Source organism: Pseudomonas sp. TE3895, from assembly GCF_056278855.1.
In genome coordinates this window covers 3,000,142-3,022,637 of record NZ_JBWBQE010000001.1, presented here as the reverse complement: position 1 = coordinate 3,022,637, position 22,496 = coordinate 3,000,142, and the positions used below count along the sequence as shown (strand labels likewise).

Genomic DNA, 22,496 nt, shown 5'->3' with positions numbered 1-22,496 from the left:
GTTCCAGGCAGTGAAGACGCCTGCAAGGCTAATCAAAGTGGCACACTTGTGTTGAAATGCCATATTGCGATAGCTGCAACGAGGAGCAGGCAATGGCACTGGACATGCTGCGGGAAATCCAGGCGTTCGTCAGCGTGGCGCACAAGCGCAGCTTCGTTGCTGCCGCCCGCGCCCTGGGGCGTTCACCCAGCGCAGTTACACGCGCGGTACAAACCCTGGAAGACAATGCGGGAAGCAAACTGCTCAACCGCAACGCCAACGCCGTCACCCTGACCGAGGCCGGCGAGCGCTTGCTGCCGCATGCCGAACGCTTGCTGGATGTGCAACGCGATGCTGCCGACGAACTGGCCGCGCTCAGCGGCAGCGCCCAAGGCTGGATCCGCTTTGCCGCGCCGCAACTGCTGGGAGAGCATGTGCTACCGCAAGTGCTTGCCGAGTTTTCCCGCCGCCACCCTCAGGTGACCCTGGACGTGCAGTACAGCGACGAAGCCCTTGACCCGCTGCAAGGTAAATTCGATTTCGTGGTGCGCGGTGCCTTCCCGCAATCGAGCGAGCTGATCGGCTACCCGCTTTGGCCCTACCAGCGCCACCTGTATGCCAGCCCGGCATATCTGGCCCTGGCTGGCACACCGCAACATCCGGAAGACCTGGATGGACACACCTTGATCCTGCATACCGCGCCACGCATCCTCAAGGCCTGGCACTTTTGCCACAATGACCAGATCACCAGCCTGCGCCCCAGGCCCAGGCTCCGCCTGGGCTCAGGAGGCGCGGTGTACCACAGCACCCTGGCCGGCGCCGGCATCGCTCGCCTTGCCGCCTGGGTCGGCGAAGCACAGGTCAAGGCCGGCCGCCTGGTGCGGGTGTGCCCGCAGTACCGCTTGACGTCAAGTAGCGGCCAGGACCCACAGATGCATGCTGTATACCCTGCCGGCGAGTTGCCGACGCGGGTGCGTGACTTGCTGGCCGCCCTGCGCCGAGCCGGCCCGCTACGCTGAAACAGGCCATGAAACGACTGTTCAATTTCTGCTCAATTTAACAGAGCCCGCCGCGGGTCTGGCTTGCAGCACTTTATCCACAGACCTACCCACGTTTTTTGTGGACAGATTTCCCAGCGTAAAGAACGACTTATCGCACAAGGAGAAAGGCGAATTGGCCAACTTGACCAGCTCGATCCGCTCCTGCCCTGAGAATGACTTGCACCTGATGCTGATCCAGCAGTGCGATGAAAAAGATGACCGGCCATTGGCCAATAGATTGGGCCCGTCGCTTGGAGTGGACGGGCCGCGCAGGGGAAAACGCAGTTGAACTCAGCTTGGCGGAATGGTGCCAAGAATACCAATCAGAATGGTCAGCAGCAGAAAACCACCCAGGAACAGCGCCAGCTTGCCCATTGGAACCTCTACAGTTGTGATGCGGGAATGGGCACATTGTCGAGCTTGGGCTGATACGGTTACAGATTCAGGTTTATGGAAAAAAAGCGGATCAGATGTGATGCGCAGATGCCGCTGGGCTGGATTCAGCCGCAGTGGTGGACGCTGAGCACGTGTCGCTCGCGGGCGGGCAATTGATACATGAAGTTTCTAAACACGCCTCCAGCTTTGTGGAGTACCTGCGTTCAGCGCGCTGCCCCTCGAAAGCGCCTGAACCCAGCCAATACGGTAGATTGAGCTTGCTTGGGGGGACACGATCTGAAACACGACTTGTAGGATTGCTTACCGCACTCTGTAGGAAATGGCGTGGCAATGAGTCTTGCCTGTATGAAACATCAGTTTCTCCGGCAAATTCGAGCTGCTACGGTCCATTTTTCCTACAACGGTACGGAAGCCTACAGCGTGAGAAAAGCATGGACTCGTTCAAAACCTCTGCACTGAAGTTGCAGAAAAATCTGCTTAACCTGCGCGTTGAGCGTGAGCGCTTAAGAGGTGAAGGCAAGGACAAGGAAGCGGATCAACTCACCGGGCCGATCGCGCGGCTTGAGGAGGCCATTCGGCAACTGCCAGATAGCCTGAAGCCCGACACCTTGCAGTGACCTGCAAGAGCCATTGTCATGCTCCACAGCTCAAACCTACCCAGCACGTGCAGGAGCAGCCTTGCGCTGCGAAGAGCGCGGTAAGGCAAACGACTGCCTTAGGCAGTTATTGCTTCTTCGCAGCACAAGGTTGCTTCGGGAACCGAGCTGGCGCCGGGTCACCTACCCCCTCAGAACACCTTGATCGTGTAACTCAGAATCAAGCGGTTCTCATCTATATCTGTCCGGTAGTTGGAGCGCGCCATCACGTTGCGCACCCGTATCCCAAGCCCGGCCAACGGCCCGCTTTGCACCACGTAGGCCAGGTCCAGGTCACGCTCGCGGTCACGCCCTTCAAAGCCCAGCCCTGTTTCCACGTCTCGCCCCTTTACATAACGCAGGGTCGACGTCAGCCCCGGAAGCCCCAAGGCGACAAAATTGTAATCATGGCGCACCTGCCACGAGCGTTCACCCGGCGCCGAGAACTCATAGGTCGGCAGCGTATTACCCATCGGGTTGGTGTTGGCGCCTACCTGGATAAAGCCGTCATCCCCGCCGATCTGCTGATAGCCCACATAGAAGGTATGCCCGCCGGTCTTGGCCGAGAACAGGCTGAACAGCGCATGGTTATCGTAGTCGCCAGCCACCTTGCTCCCGTCCTCGCGGGCATCGAAGTAACCGGCATTGACCCCCAGCGTCCAGCCCCCGATCGGCTCGGCATGCTTGAAGCTGTAGAAGCGCTGCTGGTAGATATCCTCCAACTGCGCCTGCCAGACACCGACGCTGGTACGGTTGTCGTTGAAGGCATAGTCGGCACCCACGTAGTTGAACCGGTCGCTGGTAAAGCGCGCCAGCCGCGCCGGGTTGATCGGGTCGTTGACCAGCGCGTACATCTTCTGGCTGTTGGACGAGTCGCGCAGGCTGGTGGAGCGGAACTGGCCGGCGCTCAGGGTCAACCCGGCGAACTCGCGCGACTCCAGCATCGCGCCCTGGTAAGTCGGCGGCAGCAGGCGCAAATCGCTGAACAGCAGCACCGGCAGGTTGGGCATCAACTCGCCCACCTTCAGCTCGGTTTGCGACACCTTGAACTTGATCGCCGCACCCAGGCGGCTGTATTCGTCCGCCGACTTGCCGCTGTCCAGGCTGGGCAGCAACCCGGACCGGGCATGTTCCGGGCTGCTGTCGAGCTTGAAACCCAGCAGGCCGGTAACATCCACACCCACGCCAACGGTGCCCTGGGTATAACCGGAGCTGGCATTGAGGATAAACCCCTGCGCCCATTCCTGGGTACGCGACTGGGTGCTGGCGCCCTTGATATCGGCATAGTCGCGGCTGAAGAAGTAATTGCGCGCCTGCAGCGTGGCGCGGGCACCTTCGATGAAACCGGCCTCTTCTGCCGTGGCCTCTGCACACAAAGCGGCGGCAATACAACCGCCGGCCAGGCGTGCAGACGAAGAAAAACGCGGCGCAGTGAAACCTTGCATAGGGCTACTCCTGGATTTGGGCAACAGCAACCCGGCGCGGCGGCACTGCATGGCCACCGGCGTGCGGGTTGCATCGAGAGAGGTCGGCAGGCGGGCCCCCGGCCCGCCTGCCCTGCCGTTGCGTGAAGCGCTGGGCCGCTAGCGGTTGACCAGCTTGGCCGGCAAGGCGATGACCAGGAAGCAGCTGAGGATCAGGCAGCCGGCAAACACCCACAGCGCAGCGTGCGAGGTGCCGGTGAGGTCGGTGACCACGCCCATCAGTGAGTTGCTCACCAGGCCGGCGATATTGGCTACCGAACAGGCCAGGGCAAAGCCGGTGGCGGCTGCGGTGCCTTTGAGGAAAGTCGCCGGCAGGCTGAAGAACACCGGCACCGCGCCGATGATCGCCGCCGAGGCAATGGCGAACAGCACCACGGTCATCACCAGGTTCTGGCTGAACAAGGTGCTGCTGGCCATGGCGATTGCACCAATGATGAACGGCACGATGATGTGCCAGCGGCGCTCGCGGTGGCGGTCGGAGCTGGCCCCGATCATGAGCATGCCGGCCAGCGCGGCCAGGCTTGGAATGGCCGTGAGCAGGCCGATATGGAAGGTGTCGCTGACGCCCGCATCGCGGATGAAGGTCGGCATCCAGAAGCCCATCGCATAGGCGCTGAGCAGGATCGAAAAGTCGATACCACCGAGCATCCACACCTTAAGGTTGAAGAAGCCATCGCGGAAGCTGTGTTTGCTGTCCTTGCCCTCGGCATCGTCGGCGGCCAGGTCTGCCGCCAGTTGTGCCTTGTCGTCAGCCGACAGCCACTTGGCCTGCTGAAAATGGTTAGGCAATGCCCAGAACGTGAGGATGCCGAGCAAAACGCTGGGGATCGCCTCCAGCAGGAACAGCCACTGCCACCCATGCAAACCTTGAACCTGGTCGAAATGCCCCATGATCCAGCCAGAAATCGGCCCGCCAATCACGCTCGACAACGGCAGCCCGATCATGAACAGGGCAATGATGCGCCCGCGGCGATAGGTGGGGTACCACATGGTCAGGTAGTACAACACGCCTGGCAGGAAGCCGGCCTCGGCCGCACCCAGCAGGAAACGCAGGATATAGAACTGGGTGGTGCTGGTGACGAACATGGTGCAGGCCGACAGCAGGCCCCAGGTGATCATGATGCGGGCGATCCACAGCTTGGCGCCAACGCGCTGCAGGATCAGGTTGCTCGGCACTTCGAAGATGATGTAGCCGACGAAGAACAGCCCTGCACCCAGGCCATAGGCCGCTGTGCTGAACTGCAGGTCTTCGAGCATCTGCAGCTTGGCGAAGCCGACATTGATGCGGTCCAGATAAGCTGCGAGGTAGCAGAAACACAAGAAGGGGATGAGCCTCCAGGTGATCTTGCTGTACAGCGCTTTCGTGCCATGGTCGATGTCACTGTGGACCGTGGTTGCATTCGCAATTGGCATTTCCTGTCTCCTGGCGGGCGACTTTGTGGTTGTTTTAAGGCCAGCAGTTTTCGACGCGCCGGGCACGCCGCGCATTCTACGCGGCGAGCCTGGACAGCGCCTGAAGACCCCGAGTGCTCCTGCGGGGCGACCACCCGGACAGCAGGCGGTCATGGACGGGCTTCCCGCACCGGTCCTTGATTGTTATTGGGTAGGCGCTGCCCGGCGTTCAGCCGGCCAGGTGCCTGAGTTGCTGCATGGCATCCTGCCGGGTGACGACATCGCCGTACTTGCTGTCGATGTCGAACAGGTTGGCTTCGTGCGGGTCGCTGTGGCGGTCACCGACACACTCGCGCACCACGATGGTTCGAAACCCGTGCTGCATGGCATCCACCGCACTGGCGCGGATGCAGCCGCTGGTCGAGCAGCCAGCCAGCACCACGGTATCCACCCCCTGTGCATGCAGTAGCGGGGCCAGGCTGGTGGCGAAGAAAGCGCTGGCGTACTGCTTGCTCAGCACCACCTCCCCTGCCTGTGGCGCAACGGCCTCGCAAAAGGCTGCCAGCGGGTTGCCTTCGACCATGTCCTTCATCACCGGCGCCTTGCGCACCCACACGCCGCCGTCAGCAAAATGCGGCGGCTGGTAACGGATGTTGGTATGCACCACCAAGGTACCGCAGTCGCGGGCCAGCGCCAGCAGGCCGCGGCGGCCTGCTCGACCGCTGCGACCACGCCCGGGGCGTACAGCGGTGCGCCCGGGGTGGTGTAGCCCTGCATGAAGTCGATCATCAGCAGGGCCGGCTTGCGGCCAAAGCCGATGCGCTGGCCCCACACACCCTGGTAGTTGTCACGGGCACTTTGTGCGTCGCTCATGTCCGTCTCCCGATTTCAGTAGGCGCCCGACAGCAAGGCACCGGCCCCAGGCACGATCGGCTCCAGGTCCAGCGCCTTGAGCATGGCGTAGGTGGTAGCGATTGCTGCGGTGACCACCGGCTTGCCGGTTTGCGCCTCGACCTTGGCCACTGCCGGCAGCGATTGCATCTGCACGCACGCCGACAGCACCACCACATCGACGCCTTCAAGGTCCATGCCGGCGACGATGCCCGGCAGGTTGGCCGGGTCGTGACGGGCCACGGCGAGGTTGTCGGGGATTTCCAGCGCGCGCCAGTCCTGCACCTCGAAGCCTTCCTCGCGGATGTAGTTCACCACCAGCTCGGTCAGCGGCTTCATGTACGGTGCGACGATGGCAATGCGCTTGGCCTTCATCACATGCAAGGCCTCGACCAGCGCCCCGGCGCTGGTGATCACCGGTGCCAGCGCATCATTGTCGGCGGTGGCCTGCTGCAGGCGCTTTTCAGATTGGCGGTGATAGCCCAGCCCCATGGCCATGATCGCCACAAGGCAGGCATAGCCCAGCACATCGACCTTGGCGTCGGACAGCTCGACTGCGCAGCGGTCGGACTCGGCGTCCATCGCGGCCAGTTCTTCCTTCTTCACCTGCTTCATGCGCATGCGGCTGGAATGGAAGGTGAACCGCTCGGGGCGGATCGCCTGGCGCGCGTTGAGCATCGCCGGAATTTCGGTTTCCATGGTGGTGTTCGAACTCGGCACGATCTGGCCGATGCGGTATAGCTGGGTCATGTCTCGTGCTCCGTCAGACGAGGGGGTGGTCGAGGAAGTCGCCAAAGGCGGCGAAGAAACCGTCCAGGTCATCCCAGGGGATCATGTGGCCGGCGTTGTCCACGTACGCGACCTGGATATCCGGCTTGAGCTCGCGCATTTCAGCAATGTCACGGGGCTCGATCACTCCACCCCGCCCGGCCACCATCAGCAATGCCGGCTGGCGCACCGCGGGCAGGTACTGGTGGATATCGACCTCGTGGAAATCATCGAAGGCCCGCACGATCGCCGGCTCGTAGCAGGTGTGCAGCCACTCGGCACGCAGGGCCAGCTGCTCGTCGCTCCAGGTGGCACAGAAGGCGCGCATGTCATCGCCGCTCATGCCAACCGTGGCTTGGCGGATCGAATCGACGTACCACGGCAACTTGCTCGGGTAGGCGCGGCGGCCCGGACCGGACACCGGTGGGTCGACCAGCACCAGCCGCTGCAGCCCCGGCGCCCCTTGGGCGGCAGCGCGGATGGCAAAACGCGCACCCATCGAGTGCCCGACCAGATGGTAGCCATCCAGGCCCAGCGCTGCGGCAAAGGCGGGAATATCCGCAGCACAAGCGTCGGTACCGTAGTCCAGTCCGGGGCCGCTTGAAGACAAGCCGCGCCCGCGCACATCCAGCACATAGGTGTCGAAATACTGCCCAAGGCGCTCGGCAACAAAGCCCCAGGTGATCGCTGGGCTGGTGATGCCCGGCACCAGGATCAGCGCATGGCCCTTGCCGCCATAGCGCAGGTAATGCTGGCGGATGCCATTGGCGCTGACGTTACCACCAGCGACGAAGGTGCTCATGCCGCCTCCCCGCTTTCAAGCTGCTGCCCATAGAGGTCGTAGCCGTAAACCCAGGCTGGGTCTTCCTGGGTGTAGAGCCAGGTGTTGGCGTTGGATACCGATTGCACCTGCGATGCCCGCTCTTTACGGTTGGCCTCGTAGAGGGCGAACGCCGTGCGGTGGTCCGACAACCCGGTCTCCTGCAGGCAGCGGGTCAGCATGGCCGCGTCCTCGATGGCCATGCACGCGCCCTGGGCCATGTGTGGCTTCATCGGGTGGCAGGCGTCGCCCAGCAGCACCAGGCGGCCACGGCTCCACAACGGCAACGGGTTGCGGTTGCGCAGCGGCCACTTGGTAATCGATTCGGTAGCGTCGATCAGCTTCTGTACGGTGGGGTGGTAGCCTTCGAAGGCTGCGCGCATTTCTTCCTGGCTGCTGTCGACGAACGCACCCTGGAAGTCCCAGGCTTCATGTGGCACGCCGGTGACGAAGTAATACTCGTCGCGCTTGCCGGTGGTGTAGTAGACCATCATGTGGCGGTCTTCGGACCACCATTTGACGCAGGGCTCGAACACATCGGCATGCGGTGCCAGGTTCACCCCGCGAATCAGTGCACGGTGCGCGACCCAGCCGCTGTAGATCGGCGCTTCAGCCCCCAGCAACGCTTCACGGATCTTCGAGTGGATGCCGTCGGCCCCGATGACGATGTCGGCCACGGTGTGGGTGCCGTCGGCAAAGTCCAGGCGCACTTGGTCACCTTCGTCGACGATCTTTTCCAGGCGCTTGCCGAAGTGCACGGTGCCCGGCTTGATGGCCTCGATCTGCAGGGCGTGCAGGTCGCCACGGTGGATGGTGATGTAAGCGGCGCCGTATTCGCGGCGGGCAAACTCGCCCAGCGGAATGCGCGACAGGTAATCACCGGTATTGCCGTCGCGGCTGAACCAGAAGTCCGGGTGCGAGCCCATCAGCTCCAGCTTCTGCTCCAGCCCCATGCGGCGGAAGATTTTCATCACGTTAGGGCCGATATGAATGCCCGCGCCCAGGCGGGTGAACGCCGGAGCCTGTTCGAATACCTCGACATCGAACCCGGCCTGTTGCAGCAACGTGGCGGCGGCTGCCCCACCCAGACCTGCACCGACGATTGCGATTTTCTGCCTACCCCGCATGGGTATGTCTCCTCTTGTTCTGATAGGTGGCCAGCGGCTCAACCGCCTGACGATTTAGAGCGTATACGCTACAAATGACCTTTGAAAAGAGCCTGCTGAAAATATTTTTCAAACAGCTGATCGAAACGACACCCGGCTTATTGTTACCGTAAATACTGGACAATGTGTGGATATGTAACGTTTGAACAGATAACTTGCGCTCGCTGGCAGGATGCGTTTTCATCTGCACAAGTAGGGTGTACACGCTATTATTTTGCACCGAGATGAAGCACCAGGCACTGCCATGGTGCGCCCCTGTCAACGCCACCCAGGAGAACCCCGATGCCGGTGAGCAATGCACAACTGACCCAGATGTTCGAGCATGTACTGAAGCTGTCTCGCGTGGACGAAACGCAGAGCGTGGCCGTGCTCAAGAGCCACTACTCCGACCCGCGCACGGTCAACGCCGCCATGGAGGCCGCCCAGCGTTTGAAGGCCAAGGTGTATGCAGTAGAGCTGCCGGCGTTCAACCACCCGACCGCCATGGGCAACGACATGACGGCCTACTGCGGCGACACCGCGCTGACCGGCAACCTGGCGGCGCAGCGGGCGCTGGAAGCCGCCGACCTGATCGTCGACACCATGATGCTGCTGCACTCACCCGAGCAGGAGCAGATTCTCAAGACCGGCACGCGCATCCTGCTGGCCGTGGAGCCACCCGAGGTGCTGGCGCGCATGCTGCCGACCGAAGACGACAAACGCCGGGTGCTGGCTGCCGAAACCCTGTTGAAACAGGCGCGCAGCCTGCATGTGCGGTCCAAGGCCGGTAGCGACTTCCACGCCCCGCTCGGCCAGTACCCGGCCGTGACTGAGTACGGCTATGCCGACGAACCGGGGCGCTGGGACCACTGGCCCAGCGGCTTTTTGTTCACCTGGCCGAACGAGGACAGCGCCGAGGGCACGCTGGTGCTGGACGTGGGCGACATCATCCTGCCGTTCAAGAACTATTGCCGCGAGCGCATCACCCTGGAAATCGAAAAAGGCTTCATCACCGGCATACATGGCGGCTTCGAGGCCGAGTACCTGCGTGACTACATGAAGTACTTCAACGACCCCGAGGTATACGGCATCTCGCACATAGGCTGGGGCCTGCAGCCGCGCGCGCAATGGACGGCCATGGGCCTGCACGACCGCAACGACGGCATGTGCATGGATGCCCGTGCGTTCTACGGCAACTTCCTGTTCTCCACTGGCCCCAACACCGAGGTCGGCGGCAAGCGCAAGACCCCGTGCCACCTGGACATCCCGCTGCGCAACTGCGATATCTACCTGGATGACAAGGCGGTAGTGCTGGCCGGCGACGTGGTTGCACCAGAGGAGTCGCGAGCGCGATAGGGGTTATACTGGCCGGGCGCTCCGCTATTGGCGGCCGGCCAGCCTCTTTCCACCCAGCCCAAGCCATCCTATGTCGAAAAAAATCACCCCCAGCAGCGCCCCGCTCGACAACACCCCCTACGACGTTACCGAACAGGTCGGGCACTTGCTGCGCAAGGCCTACCAACGGCACACGGCGATCTTCCAGCAACAGGCCTGCGACCCGCAGCTTACCTCGATCCAGTTCGTCACCCTGTGCGCCCTGCGCGATCACGGCCCCAGCTCCCAGGCCGAACTGATCAAGGCCACCGCAGTGGACCAGGCAACCATCCGCGGCATCGTCGAGCGCCTGAAGGCGCGCGAGCTGGTGCAGCTTTCGCCAGACCCGGGCGACCGGCGCAAGGTCATCGTCGAACTCACCGAAAGCGGCGCAGCATTGCTCGATGCAATGATCCCCTGCGCCCGGCAGATCAGCGAACTGAGCATGGGCAGCCTGAATGCCGGTGAACGCGTAGCCATTTTGTACCTGCTGCGCAAGATGATCGACAGCGACGAAAACGCGGGCTGAAATTTGTTGTGACTGCCGCGGTGGCCGTCACAGATACGCGGCCTGAGAGATCGAGCGCCGCCCGCGCGGCGCTTCGCGAGCAAGCTCGCTCACATTGGACACGCATCGGGGGTTGGGCGCAGGCCGTCGTAGGCGCGGGTTTACCCGCGAAAGGGCCGGGCCTGCTGGCCAATTTCCACCCGCCCTTCGCCGTTGCCGCCGCCACCGTATTCGCGGGTAAACCCGCTCCTACACACGCATCGGGGGTTCGGCACAGGCCGTCGTAGGAGCGGGTTTACCCGCGAAAGGGCCGGGCCTGCCAGCCAATTTCCACCGGCCGTTCACCGTTGCCGCCACCACCGTATTCGCGGGTAAACCCGCTCCTACACACGCATCGGGGGTTCGGCACAGGCCGCCGTAGGAGCGGGTTCACCCGCGAATGGGCCGGTCCTGCTGGCCAATCTCCACCTGCCGATCACCGTTGCAGCAGCCACCGTATTCGCAGGTAAACCCGCTCCTACACACGCATCGGGGGTTCGGCACAGCGCGATGCGCCGCGCGGGCGGCGCTCGATTTCCCGGGCGCCGACAATCTTCCTCCCTGCCCCCCATCACAGTTCTCTGCAGATTCATCTCTGGCCTGCTTCTTGCTCACTCATTTCATGTAGTGAGTACTTACCGAAACTCTCGCGTCATTTGAGTCCTTTGGTAGCGCAAGCAACCTCCAGAGATGAGCCAATAATGCAAACAACCATCTCCCTGCAGGTCAACGGCCAGCCCGTCGAAGTCAGCGCCATGCCTGACACCCCGCTGCTGCTGATCCTGCGCAACGACCTGTGCCTGAACGGCCCCAAGTACGGCTGCGGCCTGGGCGAGTGTGGGGCGTGTACGGTGATCATCGACGGAGTGGCCGCCCGCTCCTGCGTCATCCCCTTGGCCGGCGCCGCCGGCCGCGATATCACCACCCTCGAAGGGCTGGGCTGCAAGGCCGCGCCGCACCCGGTGCAACAGGCGTTCATCGACGAGCAAGCGGCCCAGTGTGGTTACTGCATGAACGGCATGATCATGACCGCCAAGGCCCTGCTCGATCGCATTCCCGAGCCCAGCGACGAACAGATTCGCAATGAGCTGTCCGGCAACCTGTGCCGCTGCGGCACCCACGTCGAAATCCTGCGCGCCGTGCGCCGCGCTGCCGAGACCCGGAGAAAGCCATGAACCACTCACAACAGGTGCCCAGCCGCGACCAAATGCTGGCCAAGACCGGCGTGTTGCTGATCGTCGACCAGATCACCCCACCCTCAGGCCCTGTGGCCAAGGGCGTGACACCTGCAGTCAAGGAACGTGAGCTGGCGCTGTTCATCGCGGTCAGCGACGACGGCATGGTCTACGCCTTCAATGGCCATGTCGACCTGGGCACTGGCATCCGCACCTCGCTGGCGCAGATCGTCGCCGAAGAGCTGGACGTGCGCATGGACCAGGTGCACATGGTGCTGGGCGACACCGAGCGGGCACCCAACCAGGGCGCGACCATTGCCAGCGCCACCCTGCAGATTTCCGCGGTACCGCTGCGCAAGGCCGCAGCCACAGCGCGACGCTATCTGTTGCAACAGGCCGCCCTACGCCTTGGCTGCCCGCCCGAAATGCTGCGCATTGAAGACGGCACGGTTATCGCCAGTAACGGCAGCACGCTGAGCTTTGCCGAACTGGTGCAAGGTGAGAACCTCCGGCTGCACATTGCCGACGACGCCCCGCTCAAGGCCATCGAGGACTACCGCCTGGTCGGGCGTAGCGCCGCACGGGTAGACATCCCTGGCAAGGCCACCGGCGAGCTGACCTATGTGCACGACATGCGCCTGCCCAACATGCTTCACGGTCGGGTCATCCGCCCACCCTATGCCGGCCATGACAGCGGCGACTTTGTCGGCAACAGCCTGCTGGCGGTGGATGAATCCTCCATCGCCCATCTACCCGGCGTGGTCGCCGTGGTGGTCATCCGCGACTTCGTCGGCGTGGTGGCAGAGCGCGAAGAGCAAGCCATCCGTGCAGCCCATGAGCTGAAAATCAGCTGGAAGCCATTCACAGGCAAACTGCCCGACCTTAGCGATGTCGCCCAGGCCATCCGCGACAACCCGCGCGTGCAGCGCACCGTGCTGGACCAGGGCGATGTCGACGGCGGCATCGCCAATGCCAGCCAGCGCCTGAGCCGCAGCTATCTGTGGCCTTACCAGCTGCACGCATCGATCGGCCCATCATGTGCGCTGGCCGACTTCACCGCAGGGCAGATCCGCGTGTGGTCAGGTACGCAGAACCCGCACCTGCTGCGCGCAGACCTGGCCTGGCTGCTGGCGTGCGACGAAGCACGGATCGAGATCATTCGCATGGAGGCAGCCGGCTGTTATGGCCGCAACTGCGCCGATGACGTGTGCGCCGACGCGGTGCTGCTGTCGCGTGCGGTGCAGCGCCCGGTGCGGGTGCAGCTGACCCGCGAACAGGAACACGTATGGGAGCCCAAGGGCACCGCGCAGCTGATGGAAATCGATGGCGGCCTGAACGCCGATGGCAGCGTGGCCGCCTATGACTTCCAGACCAGCTACCCGTCCAATGGCGCGCCCACCCTGGCCCTGCTGCTGACCGGTGCCGTGGAACCGGTGCCGGCGCTGTTCGAGATGGGCGATCGCACGTCGATCCCGCCCTACGATTACGAACACATGCGCGTCACCATCAATGACATGACGCCACTGGTGCGTGCCTCATGGATGCGGGGGGTGTCGGCCATGCCCAACAGCTTCGCCCACGAGTCGTACATTGATGAGCTGGCCTTCGCCGCTGGCGTCGACCCGGTCGAATATCGCCTCAAGCACCTGTCCGACCCGCGCGCCATCGACCTGGTCAAAGCCACCGCTGAACGCGCGCAATGGCAGCCACATACCCGGCCCATGCAGACACAGGCCGAAGGTGACGTGCTGCGCGGCCGGGGTTTTGCCTATGCGCGCTATATCCACAGTAAATTCCCCGGCTTCGGCGCGGCCTGGGCAGCCTGGGTGGCTGATGTCGCAGTGGACCGGCGCACAGGCGAAGTCGCCGTCACCCGTGTGGTGATTGGCCACGATGCCGGGATGATGGTCAACCCCGAGGGTGTGCGTCACCAGATCCACGGCAACGTCATCCAGTCCACCAGCCGGGTACTCAAGGAGCAGGTCAGCTTCGAAGAGTCGACGGTGGCGAGCAAGGAATGGGGCGGCTACCCGATCCTGACCTTCCCCGAGGTGCCAGCTATCGACGTAATGATGCTGCCGCGCCAGCACGAACCGCCAATGGGCAGTGGCGAGTCAGCCTCGGTACCCAGCGCAGCGGCCATCGCCAATGCCATTTTCGACGCCACCGGCATTCGTTTTCGCGAGCTGCCGATCACTGCCGAACGCGTGCGCGCTGCGCTCGGTGGCGAAGGCCAAGGGCCAGATGCACCCGCGCCAGCGCAGCCGTCAACCAAGCGTTCGAAGTGGTGGTTCGGCTCGCTGGCCGGGGTGTTCGGCGCCGCATTGGGCATGCTTGCCACCGCCTTGCCCTGGCGCGCCGAAATCGCCCCGGTAACGCCACCTGGTGTCGGCAGCTGGAGCGCCGCCATGCTCGAGCGCGGGCGCCAGGTGGCGGCGGCCGGCGACTGCGCCGTGTGCCATACGGTCGGCGGCGGCAAGGTCAATGCCGGGGGGCTGGCAATGGATACGCCTTTTGGCACGTTGTACAGCACCAATATTACCCCCGACCCGGAAACCGGCATCGGCCGCTGGTCCTTCGCTGCCTTCGAGCGGGCCATGCGCGAAGGTATCAGCCGCGATGGCCGGCACCTGTACCCGGCGTTTCCCTACACCTCGTTTCGCAACATCAACGACGCCGACCTGCAAGCGCTGTATGCCTACCTGATGTCGCAAACCCCGGTAGGCCAGGAAGCGCCCGCCAACCAGATGCGCTTCCCGTTCAACCAGCGGCCGCTGATGGCCGGCTGGAATGCGCTGTTTTTGCAACGCGGCGAATACCAGCCCGACCCGCAGCGCAGCGCGCAGTGGAACCGCGGTGCCTACCTGGTCGACGGCCTGGGCCACTGCACAGCCTGCCATTCGCCGCGCAACCTGATGGGCGCAGAAAAAGGCGGTAGCAGCTACCTTGCTGGCGGCATGGTCGATGGCTGGGAGGCCCCGGCCTTGAATGCCCTGGGCAAGTCATCGACGCCGTGGAGCGAAGACGAGTTGTTCAACTACCTCAGCACCGGCTTCTCCGAAAAACACGGCGTGGCGGCCGGCCCCATGGGCCCGGTGGTCAGTGAGCTTGCCACCCTGCCAAAAAGCGACGTGCGCGCCATCGCCCACTACCTCAGCTCCCTGGATGGCGAGCCGCAGGCACTGGCGGCCAATGCCGCGCCTCAGGTGGACTCGCCAGTGTCGCTGAGCAACGGCGAGCGGGTATTCAAAGGTGCATGCCTGGCCTGCCACAGTGATGGGCTGGGGCCGAAGCTGTTTGGCGTCAGCCCGTCGATGGCGGTCAACAGCAACGTCCATAGTGACCTGCCGGACAACCTGCTGCGCGTGGTGCTGCACGGCATTCCGACCCCGGCAACCCGCGACCTGGGCTACATGCCCGGTTTCAAGGACAGCCTGTCGGACCGCCAGGTAGCCGACCTCGCGGCCTACCTGCGCCATCGTTTTGCCGCCGACAAACCGGCCTGGCAAGGGCTGGCGTCCAAGGCTGCGCAGGTACGCGCCAACCCTGGCAGCCACTGAGGCTCAGCGGCGCAAGCCGCGCAGCGCAAGGTCACTGATGAAGGCCAGCCAATCGGCCTTGGCCTGCTTGTCGGCCAGGTCGACGGCCAGGAACGAGCTGAGCGTATGGCGGTTGGAGTTATAGAAGTAGCAGAGCGAGGCAATCATCAGGTAGGCGTGGGTAATGCAGATATCGTCGCGGAACAGGCCCTTTGCCTGTCCGGCCTCGATGATCGGCCGCAGCACGCCGACCGCTTCGCCGGACAGCGCCCTGAGGTTTTGCGACTTGCGCGCGTGCAAGCCCTGGTGAAGGTTTTCGGTGGCGAGGATGGTGACGAATTCGGGGTGGCGCACATAATAGTCCCAGATAAACGCCACCAGCTCGCGCAGGGCCTGCTCAGGGTCGGCGAGGTCGAGGCGCAGCTTCGCTTCGGCCTGGTTGAAGCTGGCATAGATGTGCTCCAGCACACTGATGAACAGCTTTTCCTTGTTGCCGAAGTAGTAATAGATCATCCGGTCGTTGGACTTGGCCAGTGTGGAGATCTGCTCGATGCGCCCACCAGTGAAGCCTTCCTTGCTGAAGACCTTCACTGCGGCCTTGAGAATATTGTCCCGGGTGCGGTCGGCCTGCTGGGCGCGAACACCGGTTTTGCGAGTTTGCATGTCGGTCCCTGTGGGGCTGGCCAGATACCCAACACTGCCACAGACATTGAGCCATTGCGCGGCTTTTTCGACTGGGCTGCGAGGTCATCGCCTGCGACCCGCGCGAGGAGATGGCGCACGTCGTAATCGAGGGCGCACAGATGCATCGGGTGCTGCCTTCTCTGTTCATTGCTGCGGGTGGTTGCCATGCGGCTACCGCCATTGTGGCGCTGACGCATGATCCGAAAATCGATGACCTGGCATTGATGGAGGCGGTGAATACCCCAGCGTTCTATATAGGCGCCATGGGTTCGGCGGCCACGTCAGCCCGTCGCGCCGAGCGGCTGCAGCGGATTGGCGGGCTGACCGACAAGCAGATAGAACGGCTGCACATGCCTATTGGGCTGGACCTGGGCAGCAAGGCGCCAGCGGAGATCGCGCTGGCGGTGATGGCGGATGTGCTGCGGGTGTATCGGGGCAAGGCGCGGGATGCGCTGTGAGGTTAGCCACCGCCCCAAGCCATCAAGCAGCCTGCGCCTGCCCCGCCAACTGCCGGGCACGGTTCAGGTCGCCCTGCAAATCATCGCTTACTGCCGCCACCCGTGAAGTTGCCGAACATCGAGATCAACCTGTTCTGGCACAGACGGTACATCAAGGACCCGGCCAACCGATGGCTCAGGCAATTGATGTTCGATCTGTTTTCGGACACTCGCTGACCGCGCGCTGGGCACGTGTCAGGCAGTTGACCAAGTGCAGCCGCATGGCAGCGCGGGCAGCACCGGCATCCTTGCGGGTAATCGCGGCATGCACTTGCTCACGCTCCCGCGCCTCCAGTGCCCGTTGCTCGGCATCGCCACCTGGCACTGCTTGCTGGGCCGCAGCCAACAAGGTATGCCCAAGATGGGTCATGGTGTCGATGAAAAAGCTGTTGCCCGTGCATTGGGCTATCTGCAGGTGAAACTCGAAGTCGGTACGCATGCAGGGTGCAGACTGCGTAGCGACACTCCCATCCAGCGCCGCCCGCATGGCAGCCAGTTGCTCTGGGGTGGCACGCTGGGCAGCAATGGCAGCCGCCTCGACTTCAAGGCAAAGCCGCAGCTCGATGATCGCCACCTCGTTGTATGCGCCCCCCATTCCAGGGTTGGCACTCTGGAAGTCACCTGCCGGGATGGCGTCTACAACAAAGGTGCCGATACCACGGCGGGTTTCTACCAGGCCTTCGGCCTGCAACCGTGACATGGCTTCGCGCACCACGGTACGGCTTACGCCACGCGCTTTGGTCACGGCTTCTTCAGTGGGCAATTTGCTTCCCGCTGGCAATTCGCCCGAGAGAATCTGCTGCGACAGGTCATGCACCAGTTGCTGGGCGAGATTCAGGCGTTTTTCCGGGGTGGCAGAAGCCATTGGGCGAACCTTTGCTAAGCGGAAGATCCCGGAGTATACCCGCTGCCCGGGGCCAAAACGCACTATACTGCCCGCTGCCAACACAAGAGCACAGTAATGCCGAACCCGACCGCCAGCCCCCCTCAACAGCCTCGCCGCCTGGCCGAAGCACTGGTCGAGCGCTTCGCCCAACGCATGCGTGAGGGCACGCTCAAGCGTGGTGACAAGCTGCCGACCGAAGCCACACTGATCGAAACCGAAGGCGTCAGCCGCTCGGTAGTACGCGAAGCGTTGTCGCGCATGCAGGCAGCGGGCCTGGTCGAGACCCGCCACGGCGTGGGCACCTTCGTGCTGGACATGCCGGCACCGGAGAGCTTCAACGTGGGGCCGGCAACCATCAGCCTGCTGTCCGATGTGCTCGACCTGCTGGAATACCGCCTAAGCCTGGAAGTGCAAGCCGCCGGCATGGCCGCCGAACGGGCCACGCCACAGGCACTCGAAGAACTGCAGCAAGCCTTGGAAGCCCTGATGCAAGGCCCGGAAAAATCCGGCAGCACGACCAACGCCGACTTCCAGTTCCACCTGAAAATTGCCAAGGCCGCGGGTAACCAGTACCTGATCGATATCATGAAGCACCTGGGCACCAAGATGATCCCCCGCACGCGCATGAACTCTGCCTATACCGGGCAGAGCAACCGCAGTACCTACCTGGCCGGTATCAATGCCGAACATCAGCAGATCTACGACGCCATCGCCAGCCGCCAGGTGGATGCGGCGCGCGCCGCCATGTACCTGCACCTGAGCAACAGCCGTATGCGCCTGCGTGAGGCGCAACGGCTACAGGCATTCTACAGCGAGGCCTGAGGCCCCGGCGCGGGCTCTACGTCCGTATAGACAAGCCCTTGGCTGCCCTGCACCTGCCAAGGGTTGGCACCCCCGGTGTCGATGAAGCGAAGCCCGTCGAAACGCGAATCCTTGAGGCCATCGATCTTCACCGGGGCTGGCCCGCGAAAGCGCACTCGTTCAAACACCAAGCCCTGATGCCAGGCGCCATGGCTGCTATCGCCCTTCACCTCGATGGCAGCGGTGCGGGCGTTTTCAACGCTTACGTCGCTGACCGTGATATCCCGGAACTGCCCCGCCACCGCCGAGCGCTTGTAATCGAGCTTGGCATTCGGGTCGTTGTAATCCAGGGTGAAGATGAAGGCCTGTTTTGCCGTGTTGCGGATGGCCGAATCACGGAAAGTGACGTGGCGTGCGCCGCCGCCCATGAAGTTGGTGCTTTTCATGCGCAGCCCGGCATCGGTGCCATCGGAGACGTTGTCCTCGGCCAGGATGTTCTGAATCCACGCGCCGGTATGGCTGCCCGCCACGACCATGCCATGGCCTTTGCGGAAATAGTTGTTGAAGATCCAGGCCTCCTCCTGCGCCTTCTGGTGGACCGCATCCGCCCCAGTGCCGGCGGCGAAGTTGACGCAGTCGTCTCCGGTGTCGAAGAAGTTGTTGAACACCAGGGCGCCGCGGCTGTTGGCAAACTCGATACCGTCGCCGTTGTTGGCGTCGTAGGTACGGTGCGTGGTGTTAGCCAGCACCACATTCTGCGTCTCCAGGTTCATGATGCCGTGGTAGGCCGGGTTGACCACCGTGAAGCCACCATAGAACACGTTTTTCACATTGCGCAGGGTAATCAGCGAGGAACGCATCTGACCGTAGGCGTCCTTGACGTTCATGCCCTCGGCCACCGCCCGCTCCACCTGAGCCTTGGCCAGCACGCCATCGTGCATGTAGCGGCTGTTGTCGCTGGGCAGGTAGAAGGGCAAGGCTTGCCCGCGCTCGTCGAGCACATCCGGGTTACGCTTCCAGCCATTGCCGTCGATGGTGCCCTTGCCGACGATGCGGATATTCTCGAAGGCCTGATGCGCACGCGGGTCGCGCGGCAAGGCATTGATCAGCGAGGCCGGACGCACGGTGGTGGAATACGGGTACTGGATATAGCCCTGGCGCGGGTAGTCCTCGGCACGCTCGGAACCTAACAGGGTAGCGCCCTCGGCGATTTCCAGGGTCATGTCGCTCTTGAGGTAAATCGCCCCGCTCTTGTACGTGCCGGCAGGCAGCAACACCTTGCAGCCCTTGCTGCAAGCATCGATGGCACGCTGAATGGCAGCCGTGTCGAGCGCCTTGCCATCGCCCTTGGCACCGTAGCGCTGCACGTTGAACAGCGCCGGTATGGCCGTGGTTCGCTGCACAACCACGGGGCTGTCAGCAGACTCCTTGCCATTGCGATCGACCGAGCGCACGGTGAAGTGGTACTCGGTATCGGGGGCAAGCCCTTGGGCGGTGAAGCTGTGAATGGCGATGCGGTGGTGGAAGTTGTGCAGGTCCTGCTCGTAAAACCGGTCGATGTACGGTTTGGCCGGTGACACCTGCTCGTTGTTGGCGTTGCTTGCACCCAGCAACTGGCCATTGGCGTACACGTGGTAGTCGACGATCTCGGCATGGCTGGCGGGCTTTTCCCACACCAGGATGATCTGCCGGTCGTCGTAGGCCAGCGTCGGCACCTGGACCTTTGCCGGGGCCTCTACGGCCCACAGCGGCAAGCTGCTGCCCATGGCCAGGGCAACCACGGCAGCACGCACCCGCGAAGCGGGCGCAAGGTTGGCATTCGGCATGTGCTTGTCTTCCTTGTAATTGCCGGGTTCAGGCCGACATGGCCGGGGCACGATCTGCGCTGAAGTCGCGGCTGGCTTGCACCAGCATTCGTGTGTAATCGTGGGTGGCCTGGTCCTGGCTCAGTGCCCGGCAGTCCAGTTGCTCGACGATACGCCCCTGCTGCATCACCGCGACCTTGTCACACAGATGGCTGACCACACCCAGGTCGTGCGTCACCATCAGGTAGGTGAGCTTCTCGCACTGACGCAGGTCGGACAACAGGTTGAGAATTTCTGCCTGCACCGACACATCCAACGCCGACGTGGGCTCATCGAGCAACAGCACCCTAGGCTCAAGAATCAACGCCCGGGCGATAGCCACGCGCTGACGCTGGCCACCGGACAGCTGGTGCGGGTAGCGGTAACGGTAGCTGTCGTTGAGACCTACCTTGACGAGGATGTCGTTGATGCGATCGTTGCGCTCATCCATGCCGTGGATCACCAGCGGCTCGCGCAGTGCAGTGTCGATGGTATGGCGCGGGTGCAGCGAACCATAGGGGTCCTGGAACACCATCTGCACCTTGCGAAAGTGCTCCTTGGGGAGCTTGTGTTGCAACGGCACGCCGTCAATGCTCAGGGCTCCGCTCCAGTGCCGGTACTGGCCGGCCAGGCAGCGCAATACCGTGGTCTTGCCAGAGCCGGACTCCCCCACCAGGCCAAATGACTCGCCATCTTCGACACTCAGGTCGACATTGTGCAGCACCTGGTTGAGCGTGGCGCCAACGCCAAAGCTCAGGTTCAATGCGTGTGCTTGGATCATGGACATGGTCAGTTACCTCAGCAGGAGAGCCACAGTGGGTCGCGTTGCAACACGGGCAAACGCGGGCGACGGTTGTCCATGCTTGGCAAAGCGGCCAGCAGGCCTCGGGTGTAGGGATGTTCGGCACGGTGCAGGTCACTGGCAGCCAGCGACTCCACCACGCGCCCGGCATACATCACCAGCACCCGGTCACAGTAATTGCGCACCAGGTTCAGGTCGTGGCTAACGAAGATCAGCCCCATCTGCTGCTCCACCACCAGCTCTTCGAGCACGTTGAGCACCTGCTGGCGCACCGAAACATCCAGCGCCGAGGTCGGCTCGTCAGCGATGATCACTTCCGGGCTGGTGATGACCATCATCGCGATCATGATGCGCTGGCCCATGCCGCCGCTCACCTCATGCGGATAAAGATCGTAGACGCGCTTCGGGTCGCGGATATGCACCTTGTCGAGCATCTGCAGCACCCGCTCACGGGCGTCGTTGCGGCTGGCCTTGTGGTGCGCCAGGTATGCCTCGGCAATCTGGTCACCCACCCGCACCACCGGGTTGAGCGAATACTTGGGGTCTTGCATGATCATCGAGATGCGCTGGCCGCGAATTTTCTGCATGGTCTTTTCGCTGGCACTGAGCAGGTCGACATCGCCGAACTGCAGGGCCTTTGCGGTGATCTGCGCGCTGCCGGGGTGCAGCTTGAGCAAGCTGCGGCCCACGGTGGACTTGCCCGAACCGGACTCACCCACGATGGCGAGCTTTTCCCGGCCCAGGGTGAAGGACACATCACGCACCGCGTGCATCACTTTCTTGCCGTTGACGAAGCGCACATTGAGCGATTCGACATTGAGTTTGACTGCTGACATAAAGCCTCCGGTTACTCGCTACGCGGGTCGAGAATGTCCCGCAGGCCATCGCCCAGCAGGTTGAACGCCAGGCTCACCAGCATGATTGCCGCACCGGGTACGGCTACCAGCCACCAGCATTCGAGCATGTAGCGCCTCCCCGTGGAGATCATCGCCCCCCACTCCGGCAAAGGCGCCTGCGCCCCTAGCCCGAGGAAGCCCAGCGCCGCCGCGGTAAGGATGATGCCGGCCATGTTCATGGTCAGGCGGATGATCACCGACGACAGGCACATCGGCACGATATGGCGCAGGATGATGCGTGTCGAAGACGCGCCCTGCAGTTCGACCGCCACCACGAAGTCGGCCTTGCGCAGCGACAGGGTTTCGGCCCGGGCCAGCCGTGCGATCGGTGGCCAGGAGGTTAACGCAATAGCCACCACCGCATGCTCAAGGCCAGGGCCCAATGCGGCGATGAAGGCCAGCGCCAGCACCAGGCTGGGGAACGAAATGAAAATGTCGGTGACGCGCATGAACACGGTATCGACAACGCCGCCGAAGTAGCCCGATACCGTGCCGATGAACAGGCCGATCGGGCCGACGATGACCGTCACCAGGGCGATGATGTAGAGGGTGATACGCGCGCCATAGACCAGCCGGCTAAAGATATCCCGGCCGTATTCGTCGGTACCGAACCAGTGCGCGGCACTGGGTGCCTGCAAGGCGTTGGCGAGGTTCTGGATGACCGGGTCGTGGGTGGCGATCCACGGCGCGAACGCCGCTACCACGACCAGCAGCAAGGCCACCAGCAAGCCCGCCAGGGTCATAGGGTTGCGGACCAGCAGGCGCAACACCCGCAGGCTGCTTTTGCCAAGGGCCTCAAGGCTGGACGCCGGGGCATCGGCCTGCCGCTTGGCGGTAGATTCGGTAGAAGATATGTTGGCAATCATCGGCAAGTTCTCGATGTGGAGTCATGGCCGCTCGG

General features: G+C 63.1%; 18 protein-coding genes and 3 pseudogenes. 9 read left to right on the top strand and 12 right to left on the bottom strand.

The window, feature by feature from the left end:
- Positions 1-92 precede the first annotated feature (92 nt).
- Together ACZ889_RS13490 and ACZ889_RS13485 are read left to right on the top strand one after the other, a co-directional pair.
- Positions 93-998: a LysR family transcriptional regulator gene (locus tag ACZ889_RS13490; RefSeq protein WP_003251100.1), complete on the top strand. Its 906-nt coding sequence runs from the start codon at positions 93-95 to the stop codon at positions 996-998.
- A gap of 848 nt (positions 999-1,846) precedes the next feature.
- Positions 1,847-2,032, top strand: coding sequence for a hypothetical protein (locus tag ACZ889_RS13485; protein WP_274147262.1), 186 nt, complete (start codon positions 1,847-1,849; stop codon positions 2,030-2,032).
- 170 nt (positions 2,033-2,202) lie between these two features.
- Here the strand turns inward: ACZ889_RS13485 and ACZ889_RS13480 are convergent, their stop codons facing one another.
- The 6 genes and pseudogenes from ACZ889_RS13480 to nicC form a co-directional block, all read right to left on the bottom strand.
- A complete protein-coding gene (locus ACZ889_RS13480; protein WP_014756042.1) occupies positions 2,203-3,495 on the bottom strand; it encodes an OprD family porin in 1,293 nt (430 codons plus the stop codon).
- Positions 3,496-3,633: 138 nt separating this feature from the next.
- Positions 3,634-4,947, bottom strand: coding sequence for an MFS transporter (locus ACZ889_RS13475; RefSeq protein WP_003251108.1), 1,314 nt, complete (start codon positions 4,945-4,947; stop codon positions 3,634-3,636).
- Positions 4,948-5,155: 208 nt separating this feature from the next.
- Positions 5,156-5,799: pseudogene (locus tag ACZ889_RS13470) on the bottom strand (N-carbamoylsarcosine amidohydrolase).
- Between the two features lie 15 nt (positions 5,800-5,814).
- Complete coding sequence (locus tag ACZ889_RS13465) at positions 5,815-6,567, bottom strand: maleate isomerase (protein WP_003251112.1); 753 nt, start codon at positions 6,565-6,567, stop codon at positions 5,815-5,817.
- Between the two features lie 13 nt (positions 6,568-6,580).
- Positions 6,581-7,387, bottom strand: coding sequence for an N-formylmaleamate deformylase (nicD, locus tag ACZ889_RS13460; protein WP_180688374.1), 807 nt, complete (start codon positions 7,385-7,387; stop codon positions 6,581-6,583).
- A complete protein-coding gene (nicC, locus tag ACZ889_RS13455; protein ID WP_476257445.1) occupies positions 7,384-8,532 on the bottom strand; it encodes a 6-hydroxynicotinate 3-monooxygenase in 1,149 nt (382 codons plus the stop codon). The genes nicD and nicC overlap by 4 nt, the downstream gene beginning before the upstream one ends.
- 321 nt (positions 8,533-8,853) lie before the next feature.
- On the opposite strand from nicC, the gene ACZ889_RS13450 reads away from it, so the two are divergent.
- The 4 genes from ACZ889_RS13450 to ACZ889_RS13435 all read left to right on the top strand — a co-directional run bounded on the left by ACZ889_RS13450 (position 8,854) and on the right by ACZ889_RS13435 (position 15,206).
- Complete coding sequence (locus tag ACZ889_RS13450) at positions 8,854-9,906, top strand: 2,5-dihydroxypyridine 5,6-dioxygenase (RefSeq protein WP_028699472.1); 1,053 nt, start codon at positions 8,854-8,856, stop codon at positions 9,904-9,906.
- 70 nt (positions 9,907-9,976) lie between these two features.
- The gene (locus ACZ889_RS13445; RefSeq protein ID WP_180688376.1) at positions 9,977-10,453 is read left to right on the top strand and encodes a MarR family winged helix-turn-helix transcriptional regulator; all 477 of its coding nucleotides are present in this window, start codon (positions 9,977-9,979) and stop codon (positions 10,451-10,453) included.
- A gap of 719 nt (positions 10,454-11,172) precedes the next feature.
- Entirely contained in the window at positions 11,173-11,646 is a 474-nt protein-coding gene (locus tag ACZ889_RS13440) for a (2Fe-2S)-binding protein (protein ID WP_004577303.1), read from the top strand.
- Complete coding sequence (locus ACZ889_RS13435; RefSeq protein WP_180688377.1) at positions 11,643-15,206, top strand: molybdopterin cofactor-binding domain-containing protein; 3,564 nt, start codon at positions 11,643-11,645, stop codon at positions 15,204-15,206. Before ACZ889_RS13440 ends, ACZ889_RS13435 begins: the two co-directional genes overlap by 4 nt.
- A 3-nt stretch (positions 15,207-15,209) precedes the next feature.
- On the opposite strand, the gene ACZ889_RS13430 is transcribed toward ACZ889_RS13435, so the two are convergent.
- Positions 15,210-15,848: a TetR/AcrR family transcriptional regulator gene (locus ACZ889_RS13430; protein WP_180688378.1), complete on the bottom strand. Its 639-nt coding sequence runs from the start codon at positions 15,846-15,848 to the stop codon at positions 15,210-15,212.
- Between the two features lie 71 nt (positions 15,849-15,919).
- Here ACZ889_RS13430 and ACZ889_RS13425 point away from each other — a divergent pair.
- Both ACZ889_RS13425 and ACZ889_RS13420 read left to right on the top strand, forming a co-directional pair.
- A pseudogene (locus ACZ889_RS13425) lies at positions 15,920-16,327 on the top strand (XdhC family protein); the annotation flags it as partial.
- A gap of 90 nt (positions 16,328-16,417) precedes the next feature.
- A pseudogene (locus ACZ889_RS13420) lies at positions 16,418-16,543 on the top strand (LysR family transcriptional regulator); the annotation flags it as partial.
- Here ACZ889_RS13420 and ACZ889_RS13415 read toward each other — a convergent pair.
- Positions 16,503-17,231 carry a FadR/GntR family transcriptional regulator gene (locus tag ACZ889_RS13415; protein WP_144000304.1) on the bottom strand — a complete coding sequence of 243 codons (729 nt, stop codon included), beginning with the start codon at positions 17,229-17,231 and terminating at the stop codon, positions 16,503-16,505. The pseudogene ACZ889_RS13420 and the gene ACZ889_RS13415 sit on opposite strands and share 41 nt — an antisense overlap.
- 96 nt (positions 17,232-17,327) lie before the next feature.
- Here ACZ889_RS13415 and ACZ889_RS13410 point away from each other — a divergent pair, with 96 nt between their 5' ends.
- Positions 17,328-18,074 carry a FadR/GntR family transcriptional regulator gene (locus ACZ889_RS13410; protein WP_012051868.1) on the top strand — a complete coding sequence of 249 codons (747 nt, stop codon included), beginning with the start codon at positions 17,328-17,330 and terminating at the stop codon, positions 18,072-18,074.
- Here ACZ889_RS13410 and ACZ889_RS13405 read toward each other — a convergent pair.
- From ACZ889_RS13405 to ACZ889_RS13390, 4 genes are read right to left on the bottom strand one after another with little or no spacing between them, the layout of a single operon-like run.
- Complete coding sequence (locus tag ACZ889_RS13405; protein WP_476257444.1) at positions 18,059-19,879, bottom strand: glycosyl hydrolase family 28 protein; 1,821 nt, start codon at positions 19,877-19,879, stop codon at positions 18,059-18,061. The two genes, ACZ889_RS13410 and ACZ889_RS13405, sit on opposite strands and share 16 nt — an antisense overlap.
- Before the next feature lie 28 nt (positions 19,880-19,907).
- The gene (locus tag ACZ889_RS13400; protein ID WP_180688380.1) at positions 19,908-20,684 is read right to left on the bottom strand and encodes an ABC transporter ATP-binding protein; all 777 of its coding nucleotides are present in this window, start codon (positions 20,682-20,684) and stop codon (positions 19,908-19,910) included.
- A gap of 11 nt (positions 20,685-20,695) precedes the next feature.
- A complete protein-coding gene (locus ACZ889_RS13395; RefSeq protein ID WP_012051865.1) occupies positions 20,696-21,535 on the bottom strand; it encodes an ABC transporter ATP-binding protein in 840 nt (279 codons plus the stop codon).
- 11 nt (positions 21,536-21,546) lie between these two features.
- Positions 21,547-22,461, bottom strand: a complete 915-nt coding sequence (locus ACZ889_RS13390; protein WP_180688381.1) for an ABC transporter permease — start codon at positions 22,459-22,461, stop codon at positions 21,547-21,549.
- Positions 22,462-22,496 lie beyond the last annotated feature (35 nt).

What these genes read in the sequence shown, in the direction of transcription:
- ACZ889_RS13490 (WP_003251100.1), top strand. Translation starts at nt 93, where the DNA reads ATGGCACTGGACATGCTGCGGGAAATCCAGGCGTTCGTCAGCGTGGCG.
- ACZ889_RS13465 (WP_003251112.1), bottom strand. Translation starts at nt 6,567, where the DNA reads ATGACCCAGCTATACCGCATCGGCCAGATCGTGCCGAGTTCGAACACC.
- ACZ889_RS13485 (WP_274147262.1), top strand. Translation starts at nt 1,847, where the DNA reads ATGGACTCGTTCAAAACCTCTGCACTGAAGTTGCAGAAAAATCTGCTT.
- ACZ889_RS13440 (WP_004577303.1), top strand. Translation starts at nt 11,173, where the DNA reads ATGCAAACAACCATCTCCCTGCAGGTCAACGGCCAGCCCGTCGAAGTC.
- ACZ889_RS13400 (WP_180688380.1), bottom strand. Translation starts at nt 20,684, where the DNA reads ATGTCCATGATCCAAGCACACGCATTGAACCTGAGCTTTGGCGTTGGC.
- ACZ889_RS13445 (WP_180688376.1), top strand. Translation starts at nt 9,977, where the DNA reads ATGTCGAAAAAAATCACCCCCAGCAGCGCCCCGCTCGACAACACCCCC.
- ACZ889_RS13415 (WP_144000304.1), bottom strand. Translation starts at nt 17,231, where the DNA reads ATGGCTTCTGCCACCCCGGAAAAACGCCTGAATCTCGCCCAGCAACTG.
- ACZ889_RS13475 (WP_003251108.1), bottom strand. Translation starts at nt 4,947, where the DNA reads ATGCCAATTGCGAATGCAACCACGGTCCACAGTGACATCGACCATGGC.
- ACZ889_RS13435 (WP_180688377.1), top strand. Translation starts at nt 11,643, where the DNA reads ATGAACCACTCACAACAGGTGCCCAGCCGCGACCAAATGCTGGCCAAG.
- ACZ889_RS13430 (WP_180688378.1), bottom strand. Translation starts at nt 15,848, where the DNA reads ATGCAAACTCGCAAAACCGGTGTTCGCGCCCAGCAGGCCGACCGCACC.
- ACZ889_RS13450 (WP_028699472.1), top strand. Translation starts at nt 8,854, where the DNA reads ATGCCGGTGAGCAATGCACAACTGACCCAGATGTTCGAGCATGTACTG.
- ACZ889_RS13480 (WP_014756042.1), bottom strand. Translation starts at nt 3,495, where the DNA reads ATGCAAGGTTTCACTGCGCCGCGTTTTTCTTCGTCTGCACGCCTGGCC.
- nicD (WP_180688374.1), bottom strand. Translation starts at nt 7,387, where the DNA reads ATGAGCACCTTCGTCGCTGGTGGTAACGTCAGCGCCAATGGCATCCGC.
- ACZ889_RS13390 (WP_180688381.1), bottom strand. Translation starts at nt 22,461, where the DNA reads ATGATTGCCAACATATCTTCTACCGAATCTACCGCCAAGCGGCAGGCC.
- ACZ889_RS13410 (WP_012051868.1), top strand. Translation starts at nt 17,328, where the DNA reads ATGCCGAACCCGACCGCCAGCCCCCCTCAACAGCCTCGCCGCCTGGCC.
- nicC (WP_476257445.1), bottom strand. Translation starts at nt 8,532, where the DNA reads ATGCGGGGTAGGCAGAAAATCGCAATCGTCGGTGCAGGTCTGGGTGGG.
- ACZ889_RS13395 (WP_012051865.1), bottom strand. Translation starts at nt 21,535, where the DNA reads ATGTCAGCAGTCAAACTCAATGTCGAATCGCTCAATGTGCGCTTCGTC.
- ACZ889_RS13405 (WP_476257444.1), bottom strand. Translation starts at nt 19,879, where the DNA reads ATGCCGAATGCCAACCTTGCGCCCGCTTCGCGGGTGCGTGCTGCCGTG.